The following is a 26548-nucleotide window of genomic DNA, read 5'->3' on the forward strand; positions in this document are numbered from 1 at the left end:
TTGTGAGTAGCGTATTGTTTGCAATCGCCAAAGCATACACGTTGAAGCAGTAAGAAGTATCCGCAAGGACTTTAATTTCTCGATGTGGTTGAGTATGTTTCAACACATTTTGAGTGGCAGATAACGGAATGGTTGTTACACGGGTAGGATTTGGGGAAGATTCGCATGCTTTTGTCAGGGATCTTGTGTCTTTACAGGCGGAACATAATGTTTCCGTACTTTCCGCCGACTATATCACTTTAGCGGGGGCGAAGATCAATACCCCGCTCAAACTGCAGGCCAACAGTGACGGAGATGTAGTTTTGCATGCTGTTTGTCGAGCTTTGCAAACTTTAAGCGGTCGTGAAGTTTTAGGTGAAATTGCCGATAAGCGCGTTCAGGCCGGTCACTTTGACAGTGCCTATTTTGTCAATTTGGCTTTACAGGATTTATATGCCCAAACTTCAACTGTTTATCGTTGCTGGCGTAATTTGTATATCAGTCAAATTGCTTTGCAAATTGAAGCGGCTGCACCGAAGCTTTCGCCGTATTATGCAGAAATGAAAAGTAATATTGTCCGCATCTTTAACAGTTCACCGGTAACGACTGAGTATCCTTTGACAGTCGAGCAGGTAGGAATAAGTGCTATGAGCGGTGAAGGTTTGACGGCTGTCGGCAGCGGCAAGGGTATTGCCGTAAGAGCTTTGGTGACGGTATGTACTGAGATAGAAATGTAATTTGGAGGACATTAAAGACAACTCCAATATGAAGAAAAGAGGTAAAAATATGTTTGATATAATTATTGTCGGCGGCGGTCCTGCCGGAATAAGTGCAGGCATTTATGCTCATACTCGCGGCTTGAAAGTTTTGCTGTTGGAGCAGAAGAGCTTAGGCGGTTTAATTGCCGGCGTGTCTGTTGTTACGCACTATTTGGGAGCTTTACCGCAGGAAAACGGGCGGGCTTTTGCGGACAGAATGGCGCTGCAGGCTGAAAGTTATAATCTGCCTGTACGTTATGAGCAGGTAAAAAAGACGGAATTGGCGGAACATATCAAGACTGTTTGTACGGATAAAGAGGAATATCGGGCTAAGTGCGTAATTATAGCTAACGGTTGTCATCCGCTGGATTTGCAAATTCCCGGAGAAAAACAGCTTTACGGAACTTATTACGGCTTAAATGCGGTCAGAGACGGTCAACGATTCCGCAAACATAGAGTGTTTGTGGTCGGCGGCGGTGACGGAGCGGCAAAAGAAGCCCTATTTTTATCTACATTTGTGCAGGAAGTGGTAATTGTCAATCTGACTGCCGGTCTCACCTGTATAGACGAGTTCAAACAAAAAATTGTGCAGGCACCGAATATTACAGTATGGAATAATACTTCGATTCAGGGTATAAAAGGCACAAATCAATTGGAAAGCATAACTGTTTGGCATCGGGAAACGGGGCTTTCGGAAGAGGTGGAAGCGCAGGCCTGCGGTATTTTTGTGTATGCCGGTATTACGCCGAACAGTGAAATTTATCCGGAATTGCATTTGCAACAAGGGTATATAAATACAGATGCGAAGATGCAAACGGAACTAAGCGGTGTATTTGCCGCCGGCGATATTCGTTTGAAAGATGTGCGCCAGATTTCTACGGCCGTCAGTGACGGAACAATAGCGGCAATCAATGCACAGAAATATATTCAGAGTGAAAATTTCTGATTTTTTTAGCTGCTTTCTGCAGCTTCTAAGGCGGAACACCGACATTTTGTCGGTGTTCAATTATTTCAGACGCTCCAGATCGGAGAAAGATGTCAACTTAAAATTGTTTTCCTCTCCTTTAACATAACGGATATCGCCACCGTAAGCGGCATAAAGACTGCTGTCATCGGTGAAATGCTCGTAAAAACTTTTGTGTTCCGCGGTTATCGGCGGTAAAAAGGATAAAAGATAGGAGAGAGCGGTGGAACTGAAAACCTGCGGTGTCTGCAAGGCGAACAAGCGGCTGCGGTCCAAATGCTCCGGTTTATTATTTTCACCGGCATTGAAATAGACAACCGAGTCGCTGAGCGGCAACATAGGAATTGCCGTGTGATAAAGCCAAGCGTTGATTAAAAGGCGATCAAGCAGTTCGTCCGACACCTGCAACCGAGCCGCATCATGAATGAAAAACAATTCTTCTGCCGGCGTAAAAGTTACGGGCGCAACTGAAGATTCAGGCAAATTTATCGATCTTAAAGCCTGTATCGCTGTAGCTTCTCGGGCAAAGCTGCCGTCAACAAAACAAATTTCTACCGGATTTTCCGTATAACATAAGGGAGAGAATAATTCCCGCTCTTCTTTCCGGGTAGCTATTATCAGTCGGAATTTCAGGTTTATTTGTGCCGATAAGGCGAGTAATTGCGCTTTTTTTGTCGGCGGACAGGATAATTTCTCTGCTTCCTGTTGTAGGCGTCGGCGGAAAATTTCAGGGTTACGGTAATAAACGTCGATGTATTCCGTCAGACGGCGCCAAAGCCGGGAAAAAATCACTTCACCGTTATATTTGTACAACAGTTTATTGACCGCTTGCCCGAAACGCTGTCCCTGACCGGCTGCCAGGAGCAAAAAATTAATTGTTAAATTATTCATCATTGCCTCCGCTTTTGACATTATAGCAAGTTTTGGAATTTTTGAATGAAAAAAATTACTTTTTTCCCGTGACATACTTTACAATTAAAGGATGAATTGCAAGAGGTGGAATTAAACATGGCCAAGACGAAGAAGATATATATTTGCTCCGAGTGTAATTATGAGAGCATTAATTGGTTGGGACGCTGCCCCAATTGTCAAAGCTGGAACAGTTTCACGGAAGAAACGCGCATCCCGGAAACTGCCGCCACTGACAAAGGCATTAATTCGTGGCTTGAAGATACGGCGGGCCGAAGCGAGGCTGTGGAATTGAATCAGGCTGCCGGTGTAATAGAGAGCCGTTTCGCACCGTTAAAAGATTTTACGGATTTTAATCGGGTTTTAGGCGGAGGTCTGGTTAAAGGTTCGTTAACTTTGTTGGGCGGAGAACCGGGAATAGGAAAATCCACCTTGCTCCTGCAATTATGTCGCTCCGTTGCCGCCGCCAGAATTTTATATGTTTGCGGAGAAGAGTCGCCGGCCCAAATTAAGTTGCGGGCGGATCGCCTGGGTATCAAAAGAAGCGGCATTTATTTGTATCCGGAAGTCAATTTTCATAAAATTTGTCAAATGGCGCAGAAGTTGCAGGCGGATTTGTTGATTGTTGATTCTATTCAGACTGTATATATGCCTGAAAGCAGCGGAAATCTGGGCGCTGTCAGTCAAATCAAGAATGCGGCCGCCGGCTTTTTGCGCTTGTGTAAGTCCAAAGGTATAACCGGGATTCTAGTCGGCCATGTGACAAAAGAGGGCCAAATTGCCGGCCCTTTGGTTTTGGAACATATGGTTGATACGGTTCTGATGTTTGAAGGCGATGCCAATCATGATTTGCGGATGCTCAGAGCGACAAAAAATCGTTTCGGTACAGTTAATGAGCTGGCAGTTTTTCAGATGACCAATACCGGTTTGCAGGAGATTCAAAATCCGTCACATATGCTGTTGGCCAATCGCCCCGAAGGAGTAAGCGGTTCGGCTGTTACGGCTCAACTTGAGGGGGTACGGCCGCTTTTGCTGGAAGTACAGGCTTTGCTGAATAATGCCAATATCGGTCAGGCGATGCGGATGACGCAGGGCTTTGATCGCAATCGTCTTAACATGCTGCTTGCCCTGCTCAGTAAGCAGTTTTCACTTAATTTGTTGAATTACGATGCTTTTATTAATGTAATCGGCGGTCTGCGGATTATTGAACCGGCGTGTGATCTGGCAGTCGCTGCAGCCATATTGTCTTCTTATTATGATATGCCTTTGCCGAATAATAGCCTGTTTTTGGGTGAGTTGGGTCTCACGGGTGAATTAAGATCGGTCAATAATATAGAAAGACGTTTGAATGAGGCTAAAGGTTTGGGAATAAATCAGGTCTTTTTACCGTCGGCCGATAAGAGCGCTTTAAGTAAAAGTTCTCTGTCCACCTCGTTGAATCTTTATTTTCTCGATCAGCTGAAACAGTTGACAGATATCTGTTGGCAGAAAACAACTTAATATTAAATTTGTCATATTAAGTTCGACATATTTTAAGAGGAAAAAATTCAAGTAAGAATTTCGGCTATGTGTTAATATGATAAATGGAACGGTAGGAATGAACAGTGTTGGATGTTGTACTGAATTTATTTAAGCGTTTGGTAGCGGAGGTCAGTCAGGGCTTTTTGTTGTTCGGCGGACCTTTGGACATCGTGGCCATGCTGCTGGATGTTTTCGTTACGACGTGTTTGTTTTATTTTATCTTGAAACTTTTGAGTGAAACTCGTGCCTGGCAACTTTTGAAAGGGGTCGTATTTCTGATCCTTGTCGGCCAGTTGTTTTCTCTTATGGGTTTGCAGGCGATCTCGTTTTTGCTGAATTCGGCTTTGTCCTTTTTAGCTTTGGCTTTGCTGGTGCTTTTCCAGCCGGAATTGAGAAAAGCTTTGGAAACGGTCGGCAGAAATACTTTGAATTTTATGCAAAGTTCACCTTTTGAGGGAAAGCCGGCGGAGGTTGTCGAGCTTATCGAGGCGATTAAAGTTGCCTGCCGTGATATGAGTGCGGAATATACAGGCGCTTTGATTTTAATTGAGCGCCAAACAAAGTTAGGGGAAATTATTGAAAAAGGTCAGGCTGTGGTGCTGAATGCCAGTATTACGTCGACGATGTTGGAACAAATTTTTTATAAAGGTTCGCCTTTGCATGACGGGGCTTGTGTTATTCGCGGCAATAAAATTTATGCGGCTCGCTGTCATGTGCCTCTATCCGGCTCCACCCGCTTGAACAAAGATTACGGCACCAGGCATCGGGCGGCTATCAGTGCCAGTGAAATCAGCGATGCGATTGCTATTGTCTGTTCGGAAGAACAGGGTTCGATTTCCGTTGCTGTTGACGGCAATTTAATTAAGGTGAAAGATGCCGACGTGTTGGCCGAAGTGCTGGAGAAGTTCCTGATTAGTAAGACAAAAGAGGAATTAACGAAGAAAAGAAGCTTATGGCAGAATTTGAACTTCTTTTTCAACCGACAATTTGAATTAAATGCCGATGTTTTGGATGATTTGGCGAAAAATGCCGGATTGAATGCGGACAACGAAAAGCCGGAGGAAGCGGACGTTATTGTTGAGAACAGTGCCAATTTGCCGACTCCGACCTCGACGGTAAGAAAGGGTAAAGCCAAGCGCCGTTACAGCCGCTCCCGGATTGTTTTACAATTAACGGCTTTGATTTTAGCGCTTTTCGTTTGGTTGTATGTGCAGGCTACTACCAATGTTGTCAGCAGTCGCAGATATAATGTGAAAATTACGGCCGTCAATCATCAGGAACTGGATAAATATAATGTTGATTATCGCCTGAGTTCCTGGAATACGGATGTGCTTTTGCAGGCCAGAGAGAGAAATTTACGTAATATTAACGCGGCCGATATTCAGGCGACGATCGATTTTAAGAGCCTGGAAGAAAGTATGAAGGAACAAATCCGGCAAGCTGTCAGTGAGAAGAAAACATCTTTGAAGGTTAATCTTCCTATTAAAGTTTCCGTGCCGGCCAAGCCCTACTACTCTTATCGCATTTTGAATAATAATCCGGCGACGATTGAAGTTGTATTTTTGCCGATATTGCAAAAAAATGCCGACGGTACGAAAGCGGCGGCGCCTGTGCCGACAAAAGTTAAAAAGGCAGCGGAAAATTGGGATAAATTGTTGAAAGCGACAGTATCTGTGCCCAACGGTAAATCCGCGAAAGTGACGAAGATGACGAAATAAGAGCTGTCTCGGTCGGGTTAAGGCCGACGGGAAGTTCACAAATTTGAAAAATTAAGTATAATTAATTCAACTGTTTATTTAGGCGACAGTCCGGAGACTGTCTGCAGGAGGTTTATATGTGCGATGATAAACAAGATGTGACGGAGAATATCAGTCGGCAAACAGCTAGTGCCGCAGCCATTGATGAAATACATGATGATGCTGAATATATGCAGCATTTTTGGCATACGACCTCACATATTTTGGCACAGGCGGTTAAACGTTTGTATCCGGAAACTAAATTGGCAATAGGGCCCAGTATCAAAAACGGCTTTTACTATGATATGGAGCGTGAACCGAAATTCACGGAGGAAGATTTACGGGCGATTGAGAAAGAAATGAAAAAAATCGTCAAAGAGAATTATCGCCTGGAACGTTTCGAGCTACCGCGGGCGGAAGCTATAAAATATTGGGAAGACAGAAATGAACCTTACAAAGTTGAATTGATTCACGATATGCCGGAGGATACGACAATTTCTTTCTATAAGCAGGGAGAGTTTGTCGATTTGTGTCGCGGCGGTCATTTGGATTGCACGGGCAGAATCAAGGCGTTCAAATTAACTTCTATTGCCGGTGCTTATTGGCGCGGTAACGAAAAAAATAAAATGTTGACCCGTATCTACGGTATCAGTTTCCCGCAAAAAGCGAAGTTACAGGAATACTTGGAGCAGTTGGAGCAGGCTAAATTGCGGGATCACCGGAAAATCGGTAAAGAAATGAACATCTTTATGATGTCGGAAATGGGACCCGGCTTCCCGTTCTGGTTACCTAACGGTGTAAAAATTAAGGAAACTTTGAAACAATTGTTGATCGATAATCAAAAGCGTCTGGGCTATCAACAAATTGAAACACCGATGATTTTATCCCGGCAATTATGGGAAACATCCGGTCACTGGGCCCATTATCAGGATAAGATGTATACAACGGTGATTGATGACGAAACTTTCGCCGTTAAGCCGATGAACTGCCCCGGCGGTGTTCTGGTTTATCGCAGTCAGCCGCGTTCTTATCGCGATTTGCCGTTGCGTCTTTCGGAATTCGGTCATTGCCATCGCCATGAAAAATCCGGAGAATTGCACGGCTTGATGCGGGTTCGCTCTTTTACTCAGGATGATGCGCATATTTTTATGACCGCAGATCAGATTGAGAATGAGTTGGAACAGGTAATTTCTTTAATTGATAAGATTTACAGCCGCTTCGGTTTTGAATATCATGTTGAGTTGTCGACTCGGCCGGAAGATTCTATGGGCTCGGATGAAGATTGGAATTTGGCGACAGCAGCTTTGGAAGCGGCCTTAAAGAAACGGCAGATGAAATATATTGTTAATCCGGGTGACGGTGCTTTCTACGGCCCGAAGATCGATTTCCATATTCAGGATGCTTTGGGACGTGAGTGGCAATGTGGAACGGCGCAGGTCGACTTCCAGTTGCCGGAACGCTTCGCCTTGGAATATATCGGCAGTGATAATGAAAAGCATCGTCCGATTATGTTGCACCGGGCAATTTACGGTTCAATGGAACGTTTTATCTCGGTTCTGATCGAACATTATGCCGGTAAATTCCCTTATTGGTTGGCACCGGAGCAGGTAAGAATTTTGCCTATTTCCGATAAGGTTGCAGAGTATGCCGCCAAATTGCAGGATCAGCTCTTTGATGCGAATGTGCGTGTGACGACAGATGTGCGCAACGAGAAAATCGGTTATAAGATTCGCCAAGCCCAGGTAGAGCATGTACCTTATATGCTTGTTGTCGGCGAAAAAGAAGCACAGTCGGGGCAAGTGGCAGTTCGCAGCCGGGATGAGGGCGATTTAGGCGTTATGGATTTGGCCTCTTTCCTGCAGCATGCGCAAAAGTAAGCGCCAATAGAACTTAGTTATTTAAGCATAGGTGTAATTCAACGCCTATGCTTTTTATTTGTCTTTTGACCGTAGAAACAGGCGGAGATGAAAGAAGTGAGCGGAATGGTTAGAAGAATGGCAAAGGTGCCGATGATGCCATTAATTACTTCTACCGCAAAGTGTTCCCGATTGAAAAAGAAATTCCAGGGCATGCCCGAGGCACTCAGCACCAAAATTGTTAATAAGGCGGTACCGATGTAAGCCATGATTAAAGTATTGGATAAAGTTGAGATCAGATCCTGTCCGATTTCAATACCTATTTTGTAAAGTTCCGGTAAGGTCAGATTAGGAGCCTGGGCTTTTACTTGCGCCAAAGCGGAAGAAATATCCATAGCAACGTCCATTACGGCACCTAAGGCTCCGATTAAAACCATGGAAAAAACCAGAGCTTGTAAATCGAGCTTGTGCGGTAAAGGTAAATTACCCAAAGTAATTGCCTCATCCCCTGTTATACCGCTGATTTTTAACCAATAGTTGCAGATAACGGCCAGAAAACCGGCAGCAATTACCCCCGCCAGGCAGCCGGAAACGGCAGCATAAGCTTTGGCATTATAACCGATTACCAAAAGATAACTGCTGAGAGTGGCATACAGGCAAACTAACAGTGTCATTAAGTAAATGTTGTAGCCGGCAATTATACCGGGGATAAAAACTAAAAGAATCATCAGAATTGTCAAAATCAGAGACAGCAGAGTATTGAAGCCTTTAACTTTACCGAATAAGAGTATAGCTGCACAGAAAATGCCCAACAACAGCAGCAATTTACCGCTGCGATCGTATTCGACGAAGACATAATTGCTCAGATTGGTCAAACTTTCGCCGCTTTTGTGCGGTTCATATAATAAAACCCGATCACCGGCTTTAACTTGAGCGGTACTGTTAGCCGGATTGTTAAAATCGATGCTTTGATAGCCGATAACTTTATTTCCCTGATGTTCGCCGCTGTTCAGAGTAGCCGAAAAATTAATACGTAAATTAGGCTTCTCGGCATTTAAACCGGAAGGACTTTCTTTAACTGAAATTATTTTTTCAATTTCAGCCTTAATTAAATTTGCCCGATTTTCCGGCAAAGCTGGGAAATTACGCATGACCAGCAAATGGCCGGAGAAGAGCAATAAACAGCTGATAATAATTGTCAAAATGTATAATGAACGCTTGCTGCCGCCTGCAGGCAAACGTTTCGGCTCAGGTTGAAGACATGATAACGAAACATCGGAGCTTACTGAATTATTCACGATCGCACTTCCTTATTCTTTTTTAGTCAAAAATATTTTTTCTCATTATACTAATTTAGCTGCGGCTTGAACAGATAAACAGGTGCAGCAGTTTGTTCGGTATGAGTCACAAATGATAATGTCCCGGTATAACACAAATGAAAATGTCCCAATATTGGGGTTTCGTTTTCATCAATTAACCGTTGGGAAAGTGGAAAAACCAAGCCTAATATGTCAGCTATGAACAAAATAAAAGATTTTTGCGAGACGCAGGGTATTGATTTTAGTGCGTTGGAAGCAGAATGGAATGCAAGATTTAACTTGGCTGTGTATTAATGAAAAATGCAATTAACAAATTAGAAGTTAAACTTTCGAAACTGAAGAACGTCCTTCAGAAACAACAATCTGATATTGGCTTCCTTTCCAATAAAATCTCATTTTTAACGCTTCCCAGCCGGAAGGAAGAGAAGGAGAAAAAGTGGGGATTCCGCTGTCGAAATTGGCCCCCAAGAAGCCAAAGAAAATGCTTGACCATGTTTCGCCTAAACAGGCAAGATGAAGGCCTTCTTTTCCCGTATTGTTCATAATTTCGTGGAGATCAAGATAGAGAGCTTTTTTTAGGTACTTTTCGGCAGCACTCTGTAAACCATTTTGTGCCGCAAAAAGCGCATGGCTGGCGAAACTCAAAGTGGAATCGTGCAAGCAACATGGTTCGAAATCTTCCCAAGCGTTCAGACGTTCCATGTGAGTGAATTTCTTTGGCATTCGGGACATTAGGAGCAGTGTATCAGCTTGTTTGATGACTTGATATCTTTGCAGACGATCAAAGCAAACATGATGATAGCTGGCACTATCATCGGTTTTTAGTGTTTTAATGTCAACCGGCTCTAACCGAGCAAAGGTTTCATCTGGCAGATATCTCCCTGTTTGAGAATCGCGGCATTCTTTTAGGTTGTCGCGAAGAGAATGCCATGCAAGAACTTCTTCATCACTGAGAGAAAGCTCTGTATATCGGCCAGGATCTGCTTTCTTGAGCTTTAGGGCTGCATTGATGGCCAAGTCAATATTGAACTTTACCATACAATTGGTAAAAAGATTGTTGTTGGTAATGCCGCAATATTCATCAGGACCCTTACAAAACATGAGGTCGGCGGAGGCATCGGGATGAATAATACAGCGGCTATACCAAAAGCGGGCTGTTTCGATGAGGACTTCCATAGCTTGCAAGTAAAAGTCTTCATCGTCCGTGGCACTAAAGTATTGCTGCATTGCAAAGGGAATGTCCGCAGTGATGTGCAACTCACTGGCACCGATATCCCAGCTTTCACATTGCTCAGAGCCGTCGAAGGAGGTCATCCATGGATATCGAGCACCGTAATTGTTCATTTTCTTGGCGTTCTCTTTCGCTTGCGGGAGAGTATTTACACGATACATCAGTAAGCTTTTGGCAGCTTCTGGATGGGTATATAGGAAGAAAGATAGCATAAAGAAATCGGTATCCCAGAAATAGCATCCCTTATACCGTGTATGTGTCAATCCACGGGCACCAATGCTTACGCTGCTGTCACGAGCAGAGCAGCTGGTAATAAGCTGAAATATATTATACCGCACAGCCGATTGATCATCTGGTGCGCCTTCAATTTCGATATCAGACTCGCTCCAGCGAGAGGCCCACGCAAGAGAGGATTTGGCAAAAAGTTCGTCATAAGTGTCTGAAATCTCGTTGCTCCCAATAAGTGAATCTATGTCCCGACTTGTAGTAATGCGCGTGGTCGTTTCCAAAATAAACTTTTGACCACTTTGCAAAATCCCGCACCACTGCTTTCCAATGCTGTCATCAGAGATATAGTCTTCAGATTTGGCAAAGGAAGAATGGAAAATCATTTGCTCCTTTACGATCAGGCCGGTGCCTAAAATAGAAAAGGTGCAGCTAACACTATCTTTTTGAAGATCTTTATTGGTGAGCTTAGCAAGTTTAATAGTCTCGTGATTTTCTTTTACTTGGTCATCTGGGATAGGGCAGTTGCAGCAAGCAGTATGAATTCCTGCATGTACTGTAATATCAGAGGTGCGCGATGCGGAGAAAGAAAGCTGCTGTACGAGTAGTGAGGGATCGGAGATACTGCAGAATACCTGATGCTCAATATTTAGAGTGGTTTCACCGCTTTCGACCAAAAAAGATTGTGAGCGAACGCCTGTTTTCATATCTAACGTGCTGTGTACAGGAGAGGAAAGCGTAATAGGGTGTCCATCACATTCGATGCTTCCCCAGACAGGTGTGGGCAGGTTCACGAAATCGGTGATACCGGGTTTGATCTCACCGAAGATGCCGGCAACAAACAGACCTGTCTCAAAGGTGCGCTTTTCCTGCCAGAATGGGAGATACCCACGGATGCCCATGCGGCCGTTCCCGGTGAAGAAAATGCTTTCTTCAAAACTGTCTTTTGTGCTATTGGTTGTAAGCTCAATTTGCCAAGGCTTTAAAATTGTGTCTTGACGCATAAAAACATCCTTCTTTCTTTTATAGTAATGCTTCGCGGATAGAATGGCAAAGGAATCCTGCACAGGTAGCGAAAGCTTCGCCAGTGGTGCAGTAACCAGTCACTTCATCAACGCTTTCGCAAGCGATTCCGTTGTCCATGGAGATTTTTCCCAAAATGACGCGACAATGTTCTACGCGCCCGCACAACAAACTATTGGCTAAACTTAAAATCCAAGGGTGAGGTGCATGGGGACACCCAATTTCATCAATTGGACTGTTAGCAAAGCTGTATTTGTATTCCGGCGAACGAATCATTGCAACGGTGTTGCGGTATACTTCATCGGAGGGACTGCAAAAACCGAACAAAGGAAGCAACTGCAGACTTCCCGGCGGTTCGTCATAAACATCATGGCTACCGTTCAAATCAATAGACCATCCGAAATAAGGTTTTCCATCTGCACTTTTTTTGACACAATGCGTGAGGATGGCCTCTTTGATTTCCTCTGCGGTTTCCTCCAGATGTGTATATTGTGGTGCGAGTTTGGCCAAATCTTTAAGAGCTTTCCACACAAGAACATTATCGTATGTAATATAAGGGTAAATGTGTTCGTCGTCTGTTGGTTGCAGGAAAGTATCATATAATCTGCAAGATGTGGCTTCGTGCTGCCGTAGGCGATTCAAAATTAGGTTTATGCCTTGAACGATATCGGAATAATTTAAAATGGATTTGTCACCGGTTTTGTTAATGTAGCGTTCAAGCGCCAGAAGAGGTGCAACGAGTTCGTCCAGCTCAAAGCCTGGCTCCAAAACAGTACCATCAATGTATCGAGAATGAATGCCAAAGTTTCGGCGCTGCCGGCCGAATACATACGAAAGCATTTCTTTGGCACGTTCTGGATCGGCATCCAAAATGGCAGGAAAACTCCAAAGCAGACTGTCGCGATCCCAGTAGGCAGCACTTACGTAGTAGCGGGGACTTCTGCTGGTAACAAGCACTAATTCTTCCGTGTCAAGCGTAATACCGGTTGAGAAGAACATACAGAAGAACAAATTCGTATTGTAGAGCTGCGTGAGCTTTGCATCACTGCCAAAAGTGACGCGGCGCTCTTGAAGCCAAGTTCTTGTTTTTGCAAGTTCCACATCGAAGGTTTGCCGGAGCATTTCTTTGGCGCTTGTTGCTGCGGCAACTTCCTCGAAACCGAGTCCCCAATAAAATACAACCGAGGTTGTTCCATTAGCAGAAATTGTACAGTGATTGGATAAATCGTAGGTGACACTGCCGTCATCAGAACAAGTAAAAGAAGAATCTGTTTGCGCATCGGCCATAGGGGCAAAGGCGAACATTGGGAATCCTGCATGATATTCGAAAATCAAGCTACTGTTCCAGCCGCTGCGGAAACAAGTTGCTTTACCACTTAGCGGCTTGTCCTCGTTTACACAGTGCCAAGATGATGCCCAGCATCCATTCAGCCCTATAGCAACATTTTTTGCGCTTTCAGAGGTGTTATGAACCGTTATTTGAATTGCAAATCCACGCTCGTCAATTGGCGGCAGATAAAGCGTTTTTATTTCAAGACTATCAAACTGTGCAGTAAATTGAGGAATCCAATCATCGAGGCGAGTCCATATAAGTTGTGTTGAAGAAAGGGAGCAATCTCCATCCAAATGAACATAAGGCTGAATCAAAGGAGCAGATTCGCTCCCCCGAATATCTATAAGCCCCTTTGCAGCCATATATAAAAATGTTATATCTTCTATTCCACCTGTGCTTTCATTGATGCACGGTAAAGAAACAAAATCATTGCCAGTAGGTAGATATTTTTCCATAGTGAGTCCCCTTACAATAACGAAATAAATATGCATAAAAAGATTAAGCGATTAACTTTGTTGCTGCAATCAATATAACAGGAATATTCGGCATAGTCAACAATATTTTTTCAAAAACAGCAGGTTAATTTGTTAACTGTTGACATTTTTCTGCCACCGTGCTATTGTAATGCCATGAAAAAGAGTTAAACGCTTAAATAAATTTCATGAGATTGGTGGAGTCAATATGGCAAGACGTGCAACACTTAAAGATGTGGCAGAGCGCGCAAAGGTTAGTACGGCTACGGTGTCTTATGTTTTGAACGACAAGAAATCTATTTCTGAGCAAACGAAGACCCGCGTATATGATGCAATCCGGGAGTTGAATTATGTTCCTGATCTCAATGCGCGGAGTTTGTCCGGCAGAGATTCAAAGTTGATTGGTATTGTTGTTCCACAGACAGAACCTGGCAGTAAACTTATGCTACAAAACGATTTTTATAGTGAAATTGTCGGAAGCATCGAGTATTATGCAAGGCAACGTGGCTACCATGTGATTATTTCGGCTACAGATGTAAATGAAAGTTACTTGACTTTGGCCAAGGAACGAAACCTTGATGGAATTATTGTTATCGGCATGTATCCGGATGACTTTTACCGTCAAATGAAGAAAACGCAGATTCCAATTGTGTTAATCGATAGTTATTGTAATGATCACTATTATCATAGTATACGGATTGATGACGCATATGGAAGTTATCTTGCCACCAACCATGTGATTGGGTATGGACATGAAAAAATCGCTTTTTTCTGTGGTCAAATCAAGGAAAACGGCGTTATAAAGAAAAGGCTCTATGGGTATCAGCAAGCATTAGAAGAGGCTGGCATCCTATATGATCCCTCTCTTGTTTACGAGGGAAAGGTTGATTACGACAGCGGTATTGAACTTGCACGAAAACTGTGCAAAGGGAAAGGTGATGTTACAGCAGTAGTTGCTACAGCAGATATCTTGGCTATCGGGGCTATGAAAGGTTTTTACGAGCAAGGGGTATCCGTTCCACAAGATATTTCCATTGTTGGCTTTGACGATTTGGAGATATCTAAATATCTTACCCCGGGACTTACAACCGTTCGCCAAGAGATTTCTCAAAAAGGTGAAAAAGCAGTTGAACTGCTTTTGGATAACATTCAAGACTCGGATATGACAAAGCGAGAGATTATTATTCCGGTTAGCCTTTCCCGTAGAGAATCCGTTCGAGATATGAGAAAGGAGGAATAGAAAAAAGGCTGCACCAACTGCCCAAAGTCTGTGCAACCCAAATCCAAAGAGTGTCTTATTGCTCTTCTAAAATAAGTGTAAGCAAAGAAGAGCAAAAAAATCAAGTGTTCCATTATTTTATAAGGAGGAAAAACAATGAAAAAAGCAATTTCTTACATGGCATGCTTAATGGCCGCGATGCTTGCACTTAGCGCTTGCAGTTCGACGGCTTTGCCTGCGAGTACCACTGCAAGTTCTTCTGAGGCGGCTTCTACCGAAAGTACGGCGGCTTCGGAAACTTCAAATAAGCCTGTGACAATTACATTTGCGCAGTATTCCGGTTCTGGTGATAATGAGCAGTATTTGAAACGGATGGTTGACAAATATATGAAGGAAAACCCAAATGTTACCATCGACCTGCAGACCTATGGTTATGACAACTACTTTACGCAGATGACGGCAAAGGTCTCTGGTGGTCGGGCTCCCGATGTTTTCGAACTGGACTACCAGAACTTCGTTTCTTACGCAAAAAAAGGGGCTTTGATGCCTCTGGATGAAATCTTGACGAAAGATGGCATCAATACTTCTATTTACAATAATATGGCACTGAAAGCCTTCAGCGCTGACAGCGTACAATATGGCGTGCCAAACAGTTTCTCGAATGTTGTGCTTATATACAACAAGGATTTGTTCGATCAGGCAGGAATCAATTATCCCACGAACGATTGGAAGTGGGAAGATGCAATGGCAGCAGCGAAAAAAATTCGTGCGCTTGGGGATAATATCTACGGTTATTATCATTCCATCTCTTTCAACGAGTTCTACAAGACAGTTAAGCAGAACGGTGGTAGTCTCTTTAATGATGATCTCACCAAGTTTACGATGGATACTCCGAAAAACATCGAAACACTGCGGTACATGGTTGATATGCAGCAGAAAACCAATGTTATGCCTACCGAGAAACAGATGGCTGGCATGGGTGACTGGGACTTGTTTGAATCTGGCCGCCTTGGCATGATCGTTACAGGTATTTGGGCATTCCCTGAATACACTAAGAACTGCAATTTTCATTGGGATATCGTTGTGGAACCCGGTCATACCCAGAAGGCTACGCACTTCTTCTCGAATGGATATGTTATCTCTAAAGACTCTAAGGTTGCTGATGAAGCGGTTAAGTTCATTACATACATTTCTTCTAACCGTGAAGCAACACAGATTCGTCTGGATGCAGGCTGGGAGTTGCCTCCGGTTCAGGACGAAGACATCATCGCTCAGTACAAAGAAAAGACTCCTCCGGCAAATCGAGAAGCGGTCTTTAAGAGCCTTGGTTACCTTGTGACACCTCCTGTTATCACCCAGTATGCAGAGCTGCAGGATATTGTTGGGCAACATTTGAGCGCTGCGGCGGCTGGCACTGTCACCCCGGAGCAGGCGCTGAAGGATATGCAGGCTGAGTGCGAACAGAAAATTGATTTGACTAAATAAATAGGTTTTAATGGGGGCAGGTGGGAGCCTGTTCCCGTGCTTTTATCGGAGAGGTTATAGAATATGAAAAATTCCCGATTGGCAAGCTGGAAAACAGCGTTACCTTTTTTGCTTCCAAGTTTGGCTGCTTTCGTTGTGTTCAGTATCATCCCAATGATTATGCAAATTTTTGTCAGCTTTACCAGTTGGGATGGATTGAGTGAACTAACGCTGTTCAGCGATTTTAGCGGATTCATGAATCAATTCTATGTGGGGATAGAGAACTATAAAAAAATTCTTACGTCAAAAGAGTTTTATCAGGTAATTGGGAATACGCTGGAATTCGTGGCTCTTTACATTCCTCTGATACTTATCGCCGCTACGACTGTTGCACTCATTTTAAATAGCCGTGTGAAAGGTGTTGGAGTTTTCCGCGTTCTTTACTTTATTCCGGTTATCACATCATGGGTTGCGGGGGCGTTGATTTGGAAATGGGTGCTTAGCCCGGAGTATGGTGCCATCAATAATATTCTGGCATTGTTAGGTATTGATGGCCCATCGTGGCTTCAAAGTTCCAAGTGGGCAATGCCTGCAATTGTTTTAGCCTCTGTTTGGAAAGATATGGGATACTTTGGTCTCATGTTGATGTCCGGACTTCAGGGAATAAATCAGGAATACTATGAGGCAGCGGCAATTGACGGCGCTGGGAAAATTAAACAATTTACAAGGATTACTTTGCCATTGCTGACCCCAACACTCTTCTTTGTCTTGATTATCAGTTTGATTAACTCTTTCCAGCTTTTTACACAAATCATGATTATGACACCGGATGGTGGACCGCTTGGTTCGACAATGGTTATGGTAGAGCGCATTTATAAGTATGGTTTCCGTTACTATGAAATGGGTATGGCTGCTGCAAATAGTTGGATTTTGTTTGCAATTCTGCTGCTTTTGACAATGGTTCAGATGAAACTTCAGAACAAGTGGGTGAATTACGATGACTAACTCTAAACATTCTTCTTTGATTGGATTAAAACAGAAACGGATTATTGGGAAAGTGGCATTCTATGTGTTGGGGCTTTTTGTCGCAGTGGTCGTCTGTATACCGTTTTATTGGATGATCATCACCAGCCTAAAAGGCCGCGGAGCTATTATGAGCATTCCGGTGGAGTGGATTCCCAAAGCCCCGACGTTTGATGCATATAAGAAACTTTTTGCTATGCCGGAATTTGTGAGATCCATTTTTAACAGCTTTTTTGTATCGGTTCTTTGCACAGCTGTACGCCTTTTGTGCGCCGCCATGGCTGCGTTTGCATTGACTAAAATTTCGTTTAAAGGGCGTAATGCGGTATTTGTAATTTATGTTACGGCATTAATGATTCCATCGCAGATTACCTTTATTCCACTGTTCATTATCATGACGAATATGCACCTTACCAATAGCTTGAATGCGTTTATGTTGCTGCAATTGTTTAATGCATTTGCCATTTTCATGCTGCGGCAAAAAATGATGACAATCAATGATGCTTACATTGAAGCAGCTATTATTGATGGCGCGAGTATGTGGCGTATTTTCTTCAAAATTGTTCTGCCTATGAGTGGTAGTACTATGGCAACGTTGGCAATTCTCGCATTTATGGATATGTGGAACGATTATCTGCTACCGTTGGTTTTACTGAGCGACAGAAGCAAATTTACGCTTCCGCTGCTGCTTAGCACATTGTCCGGCCAGTATAAGAACCAGTATAATCTGACAATGGCTGGTGCGCTAATTTCGATTATTCCTATTCTGGTAGTTTATATTTTTGCACAGAAATATTTCAAGGAAGGCCTTACGATTGGCGGTGTGAAAGGATAAGAGCGTATGTTTGAGTGGGAACCTAATAAGAAAGACAGCAATCTTAAAATATCGGTAAACGGCCAGACGGCTTCTTTGTACTGGAATGAACAGACGAAAATTCTCACTATTAGTCTTCCATATTCTGCGGTGTATGGGATGGGCGAACGATATAATGGACTCAATCAGAATAATCGTATTGTGAAAATTGAGGTGGAAGAAAAGTTCTGCAATCAAGGAGATAAGAGCTATTGCCCTTCACCATTCTTTTTCACGGACACAGGATTTTCTTTTTGCGCATTGTCTGGCAGCACTTTGATATTCGATTTTACGCAGAAGAATGTCATAACGCTTCATACACCCTGCGGATGCAAGTTTGTGTTGAATGCAGGGACGCCTGCAAAGCTAATTTCCGAGTATATGTCCTTGTCGGGACCGGCAGTCCTTCCGCCTGACTGGATTTTCGGACCGTGGATTTCTGCAAACCATTGGGATACGCAAAAGGAAACGGAGAAACAGCTTGAAATCCTAAAAAAGCATGAATTTCCAGCCACAGTGCTAGTCTTGGAAGCATGGAGCGATGAAGCAACCTTTTATATTTTTAATGGCGCCAAATATCAAGAAAAGCAGAATGGAGAACCTTTTGCGGTAGGTGATTTTGACTATTCGGAAAGTGCTTATTGGCCTAACCCTCAAGAGATGATTAACAAACTGCACAAGGCAGGGCTTCACTTAGTACTTTGGCAGGTTCCGGTTTATAAACAGCAGGGGAAAGGTGAAGTCATAAATCGACAGAACAATCTGGATTGGGAGGACGCAGTAAAACGCTCTCTCTGCATTCGAAACTTGGATGGTACACCCTATAAAATTCCGGAGGAACATTGGTTTCCAGGTTCAATGATTCCTGATTTCACAAATCCGGCAACTTACAAAACATGGTTTGGAAAAAGACAATATCTCCTAGATATGGGCGTAGATGGGTTTAAAACTGATGGAGGAGAATTTGTCTGTACAGATGCAGTCGCTTTTTATGATGGCAGTACTGGCAAAGAAAGTAGAAATTACTATCCGCAGCAATACACAAGTGCCTATACCAAATTCCTTGGCAATAATCATGTCCTTTTCAGCCGTGCCGGCTACATTGGGCAGCATACAACGCCATGTCATTGGGGTGGAGATCAGCAGTCTACAAATGACGAACTACAGCATGTCCTTTCTGCTGGATTGAGTGCAGCCTTAAGCGGTATTCTGTTCTGGGGATTTGATCTTGCCGGATTTGCAGGGCCACTTCCAACATTGGACCTTTATCGCCGTGCAACAATGCTCGCGTGCTTCACCCCGATTATGCAGTGGCATTCTGAACCGGATGGTGGTCAGTTCAAGGAATTAATGCCGGGCGGTGAGGGAAACAATGAGCGCAGTCCGTGGAATATGGCAATGGCTTATAATTCTCCTGAATTTGAGGCGGAAATACGTTATTGGCATTGGCTCAGGATGAATCTGCAGCCTTACTTGACTGCGACTGCGTTCAGGTGTGTAGCAGACAGTGTCCCGATGATGCGTCCGCTTGTTTACGAATGGCCTCAGGACAAAGCCGCAAGTAAAGCGGAAGATGAATTCCTTTTAGGGGATGCTGTCCTTGTCGCACCATTGTTGGAAGAAAATCAGATTACAAGAGAAGTCTATCTGCCGGAGGGGAAATGGTACGCCTTTTTTACAGGGGAACGCTATCAAGGGTGTCAGACAATTTCCACAACGGAAGCTACGAAATTTCCGGTTTTTATCCGTGACGGCTATGCGGTCCCTTTACAGGCCAGTAATATTGATTCTCTTGGCAAGCCCATTTCACAAAGTTCAGACTCAAAGCTGATTCTGCTTGTTGCCGGTGCAACAGGTAAAAGAACATTCACCACAAATAAATCGGTTCTTACCTGTGAATGGAAAAACGAAGAGGTCAGTGTGTCGGGAATTGCCACAGACACTATCCAGATTCACCATTTCTGCTGACGGCGAGAAACTTTATTGTTCAGAAAAAGGATTTATCTATGAATGCTATTATTTTCGATTTAGATGGTGTTCTGTGCCATACAGATGAATATCACTATATGGCATGGAAAACAATCGCAGATGAATTGGACATTCCTTTTAATAGAAAAGTTAATGACCAGCTCCGAGGGGTTTCGAGGATGGAAAGTCTCAATTTGATTCTGCGTAATTCGCCGATCCGTTATACCGAACAGGAAAAAAATCTGCTTGCAGAAAAGAAAAATAATATCTATAGGAATCTACTGCAAAATATTACATCGAAGGATTTAGCAGAGGGTGCATGGACAGTACTGGAAAAGCTGCATACTGTCCATATCCCACTTGCCATCGGATCTTCAAGCAAGAATACACCACTTATTGTGGAAAAGCTTGGAATTGGAAAGTTCTTTGATGTTATAGTAGATGGAAATCAAATTTCACATTCAAAACCAAATCCGGAGGTCTTTTTGTCTGCAGCAGAGAAACTGTATCAGAAACCAAGCGATTGCCTTGTTGTTGAAGATGCAGAGGCAGGAGTAAAAGCGGCCATCAACGGGGGATTCCCGGTGGCTGGAATTGGAACAGCAAAAGCTTGTCCGGATGTAAATTATCCGCTTCTATCTTTAAGTGAATTGCTTACAATAGCAAGCCATTAGACTTGATAAAGCAGCGAGGAAAAGAGTAGTATCATTACTTTTGGGACTAACATTGATTCTTTCGTTAATAGCACCATCCGCATTCGCTTTGGATTGCATTTATGATGTTGGTGAAACAGAACGTACACCTCGTAATTCTTCTGAGGGCGAAAATGTTATAGTAAAGGGGACCACATGGCCGATTGAACCGGGGCAGTCCGTATGGGTCACATATACGGTTAATGGAAATCCCGTGACGGATAAAGGCGCTGAGTGGAAATATAACAGCGGGAACAATACATATTGGGAAATATCTCCGGGAAGTTTTGCAAAAGGAGATACGGTGGAATACACCGTTTGTGCTGCAAAAGATGGAGCAACTTTCAAACGAGTAGGTCCCTTTTACATTCCGTGTAACAGGGTGCACGGTTGAAGGGATAATCGCATCAATTTTAGCTTACATACGCTGGCTCTACAGTAGCAAAGAGAAACGAAAAGCTCTGCAAGCTTCTTGATGGTGTGGCTGATATGAATCGTGGTGATGTTAAGAACCACGATATTGGTGCATTCGGTGATGCTTATGAATACCTCATGACAATGTATGCATCAAATGCAGGTAAATCAGGTGGTGAGTCCTTTACCCCTGCGTGGGTCTTATGTCATAATTATGGTAACGGCAAATAGTAGCGATGAATACAAGGTTTTAAGCCCTCTACTAAAAAATAGAAACTAAAAACAAACCACATTTTAGGAGTGAATATGGAAGAAATTATAATTGAAGAAAATCTAAAACTAATTCCATATTATCCAAATCAAGAAATTGCTTTGAAGTGGTATCAAGATTCAGATGTTTGCAAGCAAGTAGATAACATAGATACTCTCTATACTAGAGACAGGCTAGACACGATGTATAATTATCTTTCGACAAACGGGGAATGTTATTATGTCCAATTTAATAAAACTTTAGTTGGAGATGTTTCGCTTTATAATGGAAATGAACTGGCAATTGTGATTTCCAAGGAATATCAAAATCAGCATATTGGGCGAAAATGTATTCAGGAAATGATACAACAAGCAAAAGAAAGAGGTTTAAAAGAATTAATAGCAAATATATATTCATTTAATCAGCAAAGCAGAAAAATGTTTGAATCAATTGGATTTAAACAAGTAGATGAAGAACTATATATGTATAAGCTCTGAAATAGGAGGCTAAGATGGAGAAATTAGATTTACTTGCAGACAAAATATACATGCATTTGATGTATTTTATAAAATTAATTCCGGCTCTGCTTGGATTTCAGCAACAAAATATTGGGTGAATTAAATGAGCATACATAAAAAATTTTTAAGTCCAATTATTCAAGCCTTGTTGTGGTTCTTTATATATGTGATTTTTAGCTTAGTGGATAATTCACATTATTTGTTTGGGTGGATAATTCATAATAAAGTTTTTTACATTGCAGTGGCATTAATTGCAGTTTTGATAACTTTTTTGCAAAAAAACATAGGTTATTCCATAACTTTAGGAAATATTTGTGGTTTATTTTTAGGGCGTTTTATGGGTGATTATATTAGAAATCAGTCTATGCTTAAGATTACTGAAGATATGAGTGCACAAAAAAATATGAACTAAGTAAGGATTATGGAGTTTTTATATGGATAGAATGTATTCTTGCATCGATAATAATCTCGTTGATTATAGAACTAATAAAAAAATAATAAAAAAATAAGGCGAAATGTATCTTAAAGTAAATGAGAAATTCCTAAGCGTGAACCTGAATCTAAAAACTTTTAAAGACCATTTCCCGGCTTAAGTTCATTATATATGCCCCGTTTTTCGGGGCATTTTCATTTGTGCTTGAACAGATAAACAGGTGCAGCAGTTTGTTCAGCGCTTGTAGGAACTTGTATAATATAACTTAAAACAAGCGAGGGGAGAAAAAAAGTGCAGATAATTGCCGGAGCCGACAAGTTTCAAATCTTGGACAGATTAGTCGACAAAATTCAGGAACGTCGTTTACAAGGAGATAAGAGCAAAGTTATCGTTATTGTCCCGGATAATCGGAAGTTATCGGTAGAACAGGCTTTGCTGCAGGTAGACCAGGGAGCTTTATTATTTACTGAAGTTCTGTCAATTAAACGTTTTGCCTCCTTATTGTTTAAGGAAGTTCTTTCCCGTAAGCAACAGGAAGTAAGTCCGGAGTTGGCAGCTTTGTTGATTTATAATTATGTGCAAGATTTATCCGAACGGAACGATTTAGATGCCGACGAAAATTTCCGTTGCCTTTCGATTTATTTCAACAAGCCGGAATTCCGGGAAAAATTGTTGCAGACGGAAAAAAGTGTTAAAAGGTTGCGTCTCGATTTAAGCGACTTATCCTCGAAGTTAGCTGATTATACGGCACCGCAGGCCCAAAAATTAAGACGTAAGTTGCAGGCTTTGCAGGAACTGAGCGAAGCATATCGCTTGAGTCTGGCCGAGGCGGAATTAACGGATACTGTCGGTGAAATAGATGAATTGATTAATTTGTTGCGCGATTTTGCTTTCGCCGCCGGCAATTCCGACAAGTGGACACAGCGGCATTTGCAATTCTTGCGCCGAACGCATATTTATTTTTACGGCATGGCGGAAGATACTTTGATTACACCGCAGGAGTGGCAATTAATTAACTGTCTGCAACATGTGGCAGCTTCCTTGACGTTGACGCTGAAATTACCCGATTTAACTGCCGATTATCAGGGAAAAGAAAAATTAGCCGCCGATTTAGCTGTTTCTTTAAGCTCCGGCGAAAGTTCCGCTGAAAATTCCGACCGGAAAAGTTTACGGGTGGAAAATTTGCGCTGCTGTTCGATTAATACCTGGTTGGAGTTTGCGGCCAAGTTGCCTTATCGAGCTGCCAAAATTTATGAGGCGGGCTTTCGAGCACTGTTCGATTTGTATCAGCAGGATTTTACTTCCGTCAGTCTGGAGTATCTTTTACCGGCTTATACGGCGGCCAAAAAAAGAGTAGAAGCTTGGATTTGTCAGTTGGAGGCGAATGCGCCTTTGCAGGATTTGCGGGACGACAGTGTTGTTTTGCGCCGAGTTTCCGAAAAGAAAACGGCTTTTTGCCATATTTTGCGTGAGATTAAGCAAATATGTACTTCAGGCGGCGCATCGGCCTGTCAGTGGCAGGATTGTGCGGTGATTCTTGCCGATTATGTTAATGATTTGCCGGATTTATTGATGGCGGCCAATGAAATTAATGTGCCGTTATATCTGGGGGAAGGCGAGAAGCAGAGCTGTATATTAAGTGCTTATTTGCATAATTTGTGGAAATTATTGAATTACGGTTTGAATCGTACTTATGTTTTGGCTTTTTTACGTTCGCCGCTTTTGCCTTTCAGTGAAAATGAGATAGCAACATATGAAAATTATCTGATCCGTAACAACCTGAATTATCATGACTTATTACAGTTCGCTGCCCCTAAGGCTGAGGCTGAGAATGAGAATGACGACGAAAATGAAGCGGATTTGCTTTTACAGGCGGATTTGCAGTTGGCCGGGAAAATAGCCCATGATATTCTCTTGCCTTTAGCTGAACTGCAAAAGCAATTACGCAGTGCGGAAAATCGCCCCCGACGTTTGCATTTACTTTTACAGTATTTTATTGATTGTAAGTTGGAGGATACCTGTCGGGCTTTATATTTGCAGTCGCTGCAAGAGCCGGGGGCCTTTGTGCAGGAGGCGGCGAGGACTTTGGTCGGTGCTTTTAATAAATTTGCCCGGCATTTGCATGACCTCTTGACATATAGCCGTGATTTGGAACAGGAGACTTTGAGTGATTTTCTGCGCAGTCTGGAGTTGGACTTCCAAGCTTTGGAAAATGAAATTCTGCCCAATCCGGCCTTTCAAGTGTGGGTAAGCGGCTTGGAGAAAGCGCAAGGTACTCGCTTTAAGCAGATATATTTGGTTAATTTTACCGCAACGAGTCTGATGAACAGTTCCGGTTTTGCCGGCGGCGTTTTCAGCCGTAATGATTTGACTTTATTATTGAATTTGGCGGAAAAAAACTGCACTGTGGCTTTAGATAGTGATGCGGGTGTATATCGTTGCTTTGTTTCCTGGCTTTATGATGCTTTACTTTTAGCCGGTTCCAAAGTTGTAATTTGTACAGCCGGCAAAGTGGAAGGAGCATTAACCGAAACTTTAAGTAATTATCTGTCGCCGGTGGAAAGTATCGGTTCACTTACATCGACGAAGCTGCAAGTTCTACCGAATAAACCGGAAATATGCGATTATTTACGGCACGCCCGTAGCCTCATTAATTTAATTATTGCTCAAAAAATGACAGCGGCGGAACGGCAACGTCTGCAGAAACTTATACAGGCGGACTTTGCTGCTGCCTATTGTCTTTTGTGCCATGAACCGAACGGTGCCGCCGGGGCTTTGTATCAAACGAGTGTTTTAAGTGTTGTCAGCCGAGCTTATGAAGTTTTACCTTTGTTGGAGCGGGCCGCGCAACTGCAAAGCAACTTGCAGACAGCCGTTACGGCAACTAATACAACGTACAATATCACCGGCAATTTGCGCTTAATTTCCTCTGTTGCCGATTTTCAAACGCTGGACGGAGACTTAATTACACGTTTGTTGAAAAGAAAGAAAACTTTATCAATTAATGAACTGGAATGCTATGCGGCCAATCCTTTTGTTTTCTTTTGCCGTTATTTACTCGCTTTGCAGGAAAAAGCCGGTGCGAATACGTATCAAAAAAATTTCGGAATATTGTTGCACGCTTTCGCCGAAGAGGCCATCAACCGAATTTATGCGCAGGCGACAGCTCTGGCCGCCGAAGAAAAGCAGCTTGAGCAGCTGACTGAAATGACCGGCGACAGAGAATTATGGCAATTTTTACAGGCGGATAAGGTGCTTGAACCGGAAAATCCGGCACATTTACAGTTGCATAGAAGTTTTGCCCCGCAACTTGATGCCGTTTACGCTGCATATCAAACTTTAGTTGCTGCTTACAGTAAGGATTACAGTCGGGAAATCAGTATTTTGCGTTATAATTCCTCCCGCTTCTCTCAGCTTGCCGATTCTGCGGTTTTAGAAAAACATTTGGCGGATTTGCAGGCTGCCGGGGCAATCAAAGCGGAGATTGTCAATGAGATTTTGCAAACGGCGGAAAGTAAAATTCGCAATATTGCCGGTTTATCGACTCCGCTTTATAGGGAAACTGTACGACCGCAACTGTTAAAAATCGCCAATTTCGGCCTTTCTACAATTTTGCGGGGAGCAATGTCTTTATTTTCCCCGGATATTAAGGCTGTTTTCCCGGCAACCTTGGAAAGCCGCTTTATGTTGCCGCTCAAAGAGGCACAACGTCAGGTTAATCTTTTGGGTAAAATTGATCGTATAGATTACTGTGACCCGCTGCAAAATCGCACGGAACCGGGGATTCTGCTGCTCGATTATAAAAGCGGCCGGAAGAAGTTTGAAGCGGCAAAATTACTTGCCGGTTTGGATCTGCAAATGCCTCTATATGCTAACTTGATCCGCTATAATTTGGATGGAAATTTGAGCAGTGAGGGCAACACCCGGATGATTAAATCCGCCTATATGTATCTGCAGAACCTTTACAAACGTAATAACGGCAGTAATTTAAGTCTGGCGTGGGAAAAAAGTCCGGAAGACCTGCAAACTGAATTTACCGGCGAAGAAAAAAATGACCTTGGCTCCAAATTGACTTTGACGGAGGCCGAAGAAAGGGCGCTGGAAGATTACAGTTACAATTTATGCTTGGCAGAATGGCAGGATATCTGTGCCGGTAAATTCCCCTATGAACCGGTACTTGCAGCCGATAACACTTGTCAGGTGCCATATCAGGGCTTGGCTAAATTTTCACCCGAGTCGGGACAAAGACGCTTGTTATTGAACCGCATGACGCCAATGCCGGCAACAGTTAAGGACAAAGAGGCCTTGGAATACGCTTTGAAATTATGGCAACAATCTGCAATTACAGGAGAGAAAACTTTAAGTAATCAAAATCATTGTTAATGGT

General features: G+C 43.0%; 20 protein-coding genes and 1 pseudogene. 17 read left to right on the plus strand and 4 right to left on the minus strand.

Translation table 11 applies throughout. The features are described 5' to 3' along the window. Positions 1-128 precede the first annotated feature (128 nt). A complete protein-coding gene (locus tag PYS60_RS01485) occupies positions 129-716 on the plus strand; it encodes a 2-C-methyl-D-erythritol 2,4-cyclodiphosphate synthase (RefSeq protein WP_315570206.1) in 588 nt (195 codons plus the stop codon). A 49-nt stretch (positions 717-765) separates the two neighbouring features. Continuing rightward, entirely contained in the window at positions 766-1683 is a 918-nt protein-coding gene (locus PYS60_RS01490; RefSeq protein ID WP_315570209.1) for an NAD(P)/FAD-dependent oxidoreductase, read from the plus strand. Positions 1684-1743: 60 nt separating this feature from the next. On the opposite strand, the gene PYS60_RS01495 is transcribed toward PYS60_RS01490, so the two are convergent. Further along, positions 1744-2595, minus strand: a complete 852-nt coding sequence (locus PYS60_RS01495; protein WP_315570211.1) for a 2-C-methyl-D-erythritol 4-phosphate cytidylyltransferase — start codon at positions 2593-2595, stop codon at positions 1744-1746. Positions 2596-2709: 114 nt separating this feature from the next. Here PYS60_RS01495 and radA point away from each other — a divergent pair, with 114 nt between their 5' ends. The 3 genes from radA to thrS all read left to right on the plus strand — a co-directional run bounded on the left by radA (position 2710) and on the right by thrS (position 7744). After that, on the plus strand, positions 2710-4110 hold the full coding sequence (gene radA, locus PYS60_RS01500) for a DNA repair protein RadA (protein ID WP_315570212.1): 1401 nt from the start codon (positions 2710-2712) through the stop codon (positions 4108-4110). 104 nt (positions 4111-4214) lie between these two features. Further along, on the plus strand, positions 4215-5849 hold the full coding sequence (gene cdaA, locus PYS60_RS01505) for a diadenylate cyclase CdaA (RefSeq protein WP_315570214.1): 1635 nt from the start codon (positions 4215-4217) through the stop codon (positions 5847-5849). A gap of 116 nt (positions 5850-5965) precedes the next feature. Further along, positions 5966-7744, plus strand: a complete 1779-nt coding sequence (thrS, locus tag PYS60_RS01510; protein WP_315570216.1) for a threonine--tRNA ligase — start codon at positions 5966-5968, stop codon at positions 7742-7744. A gap of 38 nt (positions 7745-7782) precedes the next feature. Here thrS and PYS60_RS01515 read toward each other — a convergent pair whose 3' ends face one another. Further along, on the minus strand, positions 7783-9021 hold the full coding sequence (locus PYS60_RS01515; protein WP_315570218.1) for a YibE/F family protein: 1239 nt from the start codon (positions 9019-9021) through the stop codon (positions 7783-7785). A gap of 153 nt (positions 9022-9174) precedes the next feature. Here PYS60_RS01515 and PYS60_RS06595 point away from each other — a divergent pair, with 153 nt between their 5' ends. Next, complete coding sequence (locus PYS60_RS06595) at positions 9175-9336, plus strand: helix-turn-helix domain-containing protein (protein WP_390866546.1); 162 nt, start codon at positions 9175-9177, stop codon at positions 9334-9336. Between the two features lie 27 nt (positions 9337-9363). On the opposite strand, the gene PYS60_RS01520 is transcribed toward PYS60_RS06595, so the two are convergent. After that, complete coding sequence (locus PYS60_RS01520) at positions 9364-11502, minus strand: glycoside hydrolase family 65 protein (protein ID WP_315570219.1); 2139 nt, start codon at positions 11500-11502, stop codon at positions 9364-9366. Positions 11503-11521: 19 nt separating this feature from the next. After that, positions 11522-13309: a glycoside hydrolase family 125 protein gene (locus PYS60_RS01525; RefSeq protein ID WP_315570220.1), complete on the minus strand. Its 1788-nt coding sequence runs from the start codon at positions 13307-13309 to the stop codon at positions 11522-11524. A 226-nt stretch (positions 13310-13535) separates the two neighbouring features. On the opposite strand from PYS60_RS01525, the gene PYS60_RS01530 reads away from it, so the two are divergent. The 11 genes and pseudogenes from PYS60_RS01530 to PYS60_RS01580 all read left to right on the plus strand — a co-directional run bounded on the left by PYS60_RS01530 (position 13536) and on the right by PYS60_RS01580 (position 26544). Beyond that, positions 13536-14567: a LacI family DNA-binding transcriptional regulator gene (locus PYS60_RS01530; RefSeq protein ID WP_315570221.1), complete on the plus strand. Its 1032-nt coding sequence runs from the start codon at positions 13536-13538 to the stop codon at positions 14565-14567. A gap of 135 nt (positions 14568-14702) precedes the next feature. Next, a complete protein-coding gene (locus tag PYS60_RS01535) occupies positions 14703-16031 on the plus strand; it encodes an ABC transporter substrate-binding protein (RefSeq protein WP_315570223.1) in 1329 nt (442 codons plus the stop codon). 63 nt (positions 16032-16094) lie between these two features. Then, complete coding sequence (locus PYS60_RS01540; RefSeq protein WP_315570224.1) at positions 16095-17015, plus strand: carbohydrate ABC transporter permease; 921 nt, start codon at positions 16095-16097, stop codon at positions 17013-17015. After that, the gene (locus tag PYS60_RS01545; RefSeq protein WP_315570226.1) at positions 17008-17868 is read left to right on the plus strand and encodes a carbohydrate ABC transporter permease; all 861 of its coding nucleotides are present in this window, start codon (positions 17008-17010) and stop codon (positions 17866-17868) included. Before PYS60_RS01540 ends, PYS60_RS01545 begins: the two co-directional genes overlap by 8 nt. A gap of 6 nt (positions 17869-17874) precedes the next feature. Next, on the plus strand, positions 17875-19854 hold the full coding sequence (locus PYS60_RS01550; RefSeq protein WP_315570228.1) for a glycoside hydrolase family 31 protein: 1980 nt from the start codon (positions 17875-17877) through the stop codon (positions 19852-19854). Positions 19855-19892: 38 nt separating this feature from the next. Next, positions 19893-20528 (plus strand): beta-phosphoglucomutase, encoded by a 636-nt coding sequence (pgmB, locus tag PYS60_RS01555; RefSeq protein WP_315570229.1) that lies wholly within the window; start codon positions 19893-19895, stop codon positions 20526-20528. Positions 20529-20616: 88 nt separating this feature from the next. Beyond that, positions 20617-20940 (plus strand): hypothetical protein, encoded by a 324-nt coding sequence (locus tag PYS60_RS01560; protein WP_315570231.1) that lies wholly within the window; start codon positions 20617-20619, stop codon positions 20938-20940. A gap of 35 nt (positions 20941-20975) precedes the next feature. Further along, positions 20976-21152, plus strand: a pseudogene (locus PYS60_RS01565) (N-6 DNA methylase); the annotation flags it as partial. A 114-nt stretch (positions 21153-21266) separates the two neighbouring features. After that, a complete protein-coding gene (locus tag PYS60_RS01570; protein WP_315570233.1) occupies positions 21267-21707 on the plus strand; it encodes a GNAT family N-acetyltransferase in 441 nt (146 codons plus the stop codon). A gap of 124 nt (positions 21708-21831) precedes the next feature. Then, the gene (locus PYS60_RS01575) at positions 21832-22140 is read left to right on the plus strand and encodes a hypothetical protein (protein WP_315570234.1); all 309 of its coding nucleotides are present in this window, start codon (positions 21832-21834) and stop codon (positions 22138-22140) included. 312 nt (positions 22141-22452) lie between these two features. Beyond that, positions 22453-26544, plus strand: a complete 4092-nt coding sequence (locus PYS60_RS01580; RefSeq protein WP_315570236.1) for a PD-(D/E)XK nuclease family protein — start codon at positions 22453-22455, stop codon at positions 26542-26544. Positions 26545-26548 lie beyond the last annotated feature (4 nt).

Source organism: Amygdalobacter indicium (genome assembly GCF_029101545.1).
In the GTDB taxonomy this organism is placed as follows: Bacteria; Bacillota; Clostridia; order Saccharofermentanales; family Fastidiosipilaceae; genus Amygdalobacter; species Amygdalobacter indicium.

Coding starts and splice junctions, on each gene's coding strand:
- PYS60_RS01495 (WP_315570211.1), bottom strand. CDS start 2,595: ATGATGAATAATTTAACAATTAATTTTTTGCTCCTGGCAGCCGGTCAG.
- PYS60_RS01520 (WP_315570219.1), bottom strand. CDS start 11,502: ATGCGTCAAGACACAATTTTAAAGCCTTGGCAAATTGAGCTTACAACC.
- PYS60_RS01550 (WP_315570228.1), top strand. CDS start 17,875: ATGTTTGAGTGGGAACCTAATAAGAAAGACAGCAATCTTAAAATATCG.
- PYS60_RS01540 (WP_315570224.1), top strand. CDS start 16,095: ATGAAAAATTCCCGATTGGCAAGCTGGAAAACAGCGTTACCTTTTTTG.
- PYS60_RS01530 (WP_315570221.1), top strand. CDS start 13,536: ATGGCAAGACGTGCAACACTTAAAGATGTGGCAGAGCGCGCAAAGGTT.
- PYS60_RS01485 (WP_315570206.1), top strand. CDS start 129: ATGGTTGTTACACGGGTAGGATTTGGGGAAGATTCGCATGCTTTTGTC.
- PYS60_RS01490 (WP_315570209.1), top strand. CDS start 766: ATGTTTGATATAATTATTGTCGGCGGCGGTCCTGCCGGAATAAGTGCA.
- PYS60_RS01545 (WP_315570226.1), top strand. CDS start 17,008: ATGACTAACTCTAAACATTCTTCTTTGATTGGATTAAAACAGAAACGG.
- PYS60_RS01525 (WP_315570220.1), bottom strand. CDS start 13,309: ATGGAAAAATATCTACCTACTGGCAATGATTTTGTTTCTTTACCGTGC.
- radA (WP_315570212.1), top strand. CDS start 2,710: ATGGCCAAGACGAAGAAGATATATATTTGCTCCGAGTGTAATTATGAG.
- PYS60_RS01570 (WP_315570233.1), top strand. CDS start 21,267: ATGGAAGAAATTATAATTGAAGAAAATCTAAAACTAATTCCATATTAT.
- thrS (WP_315570216.1), top strand. CDS start 5,966: ATGTGCGATGATAAACAAGATGTGACGGAGAATATCAGTCGGCAAACA.
- pgmB (WP_315570229.1), top strand. CDS start 19,893: ATGAATGCTATTATTTTCGATTTAGATGGTGTTCTGTGCCATACAGAT.
- PYS60_RS01535 (WP_315570223.1), top strand. CDS start 14,703: ATGAAAAAAGCAATTTCTTACATGGCATGCTTAATGGCCGCGATGCTT.
- PYS60_RS01575 (WP_315570234.1), top strand. CDS start 21,832: ATGAGCATACATAAAAAATTTTTAAGTCCAATTATTCAAGCCTTGTTG.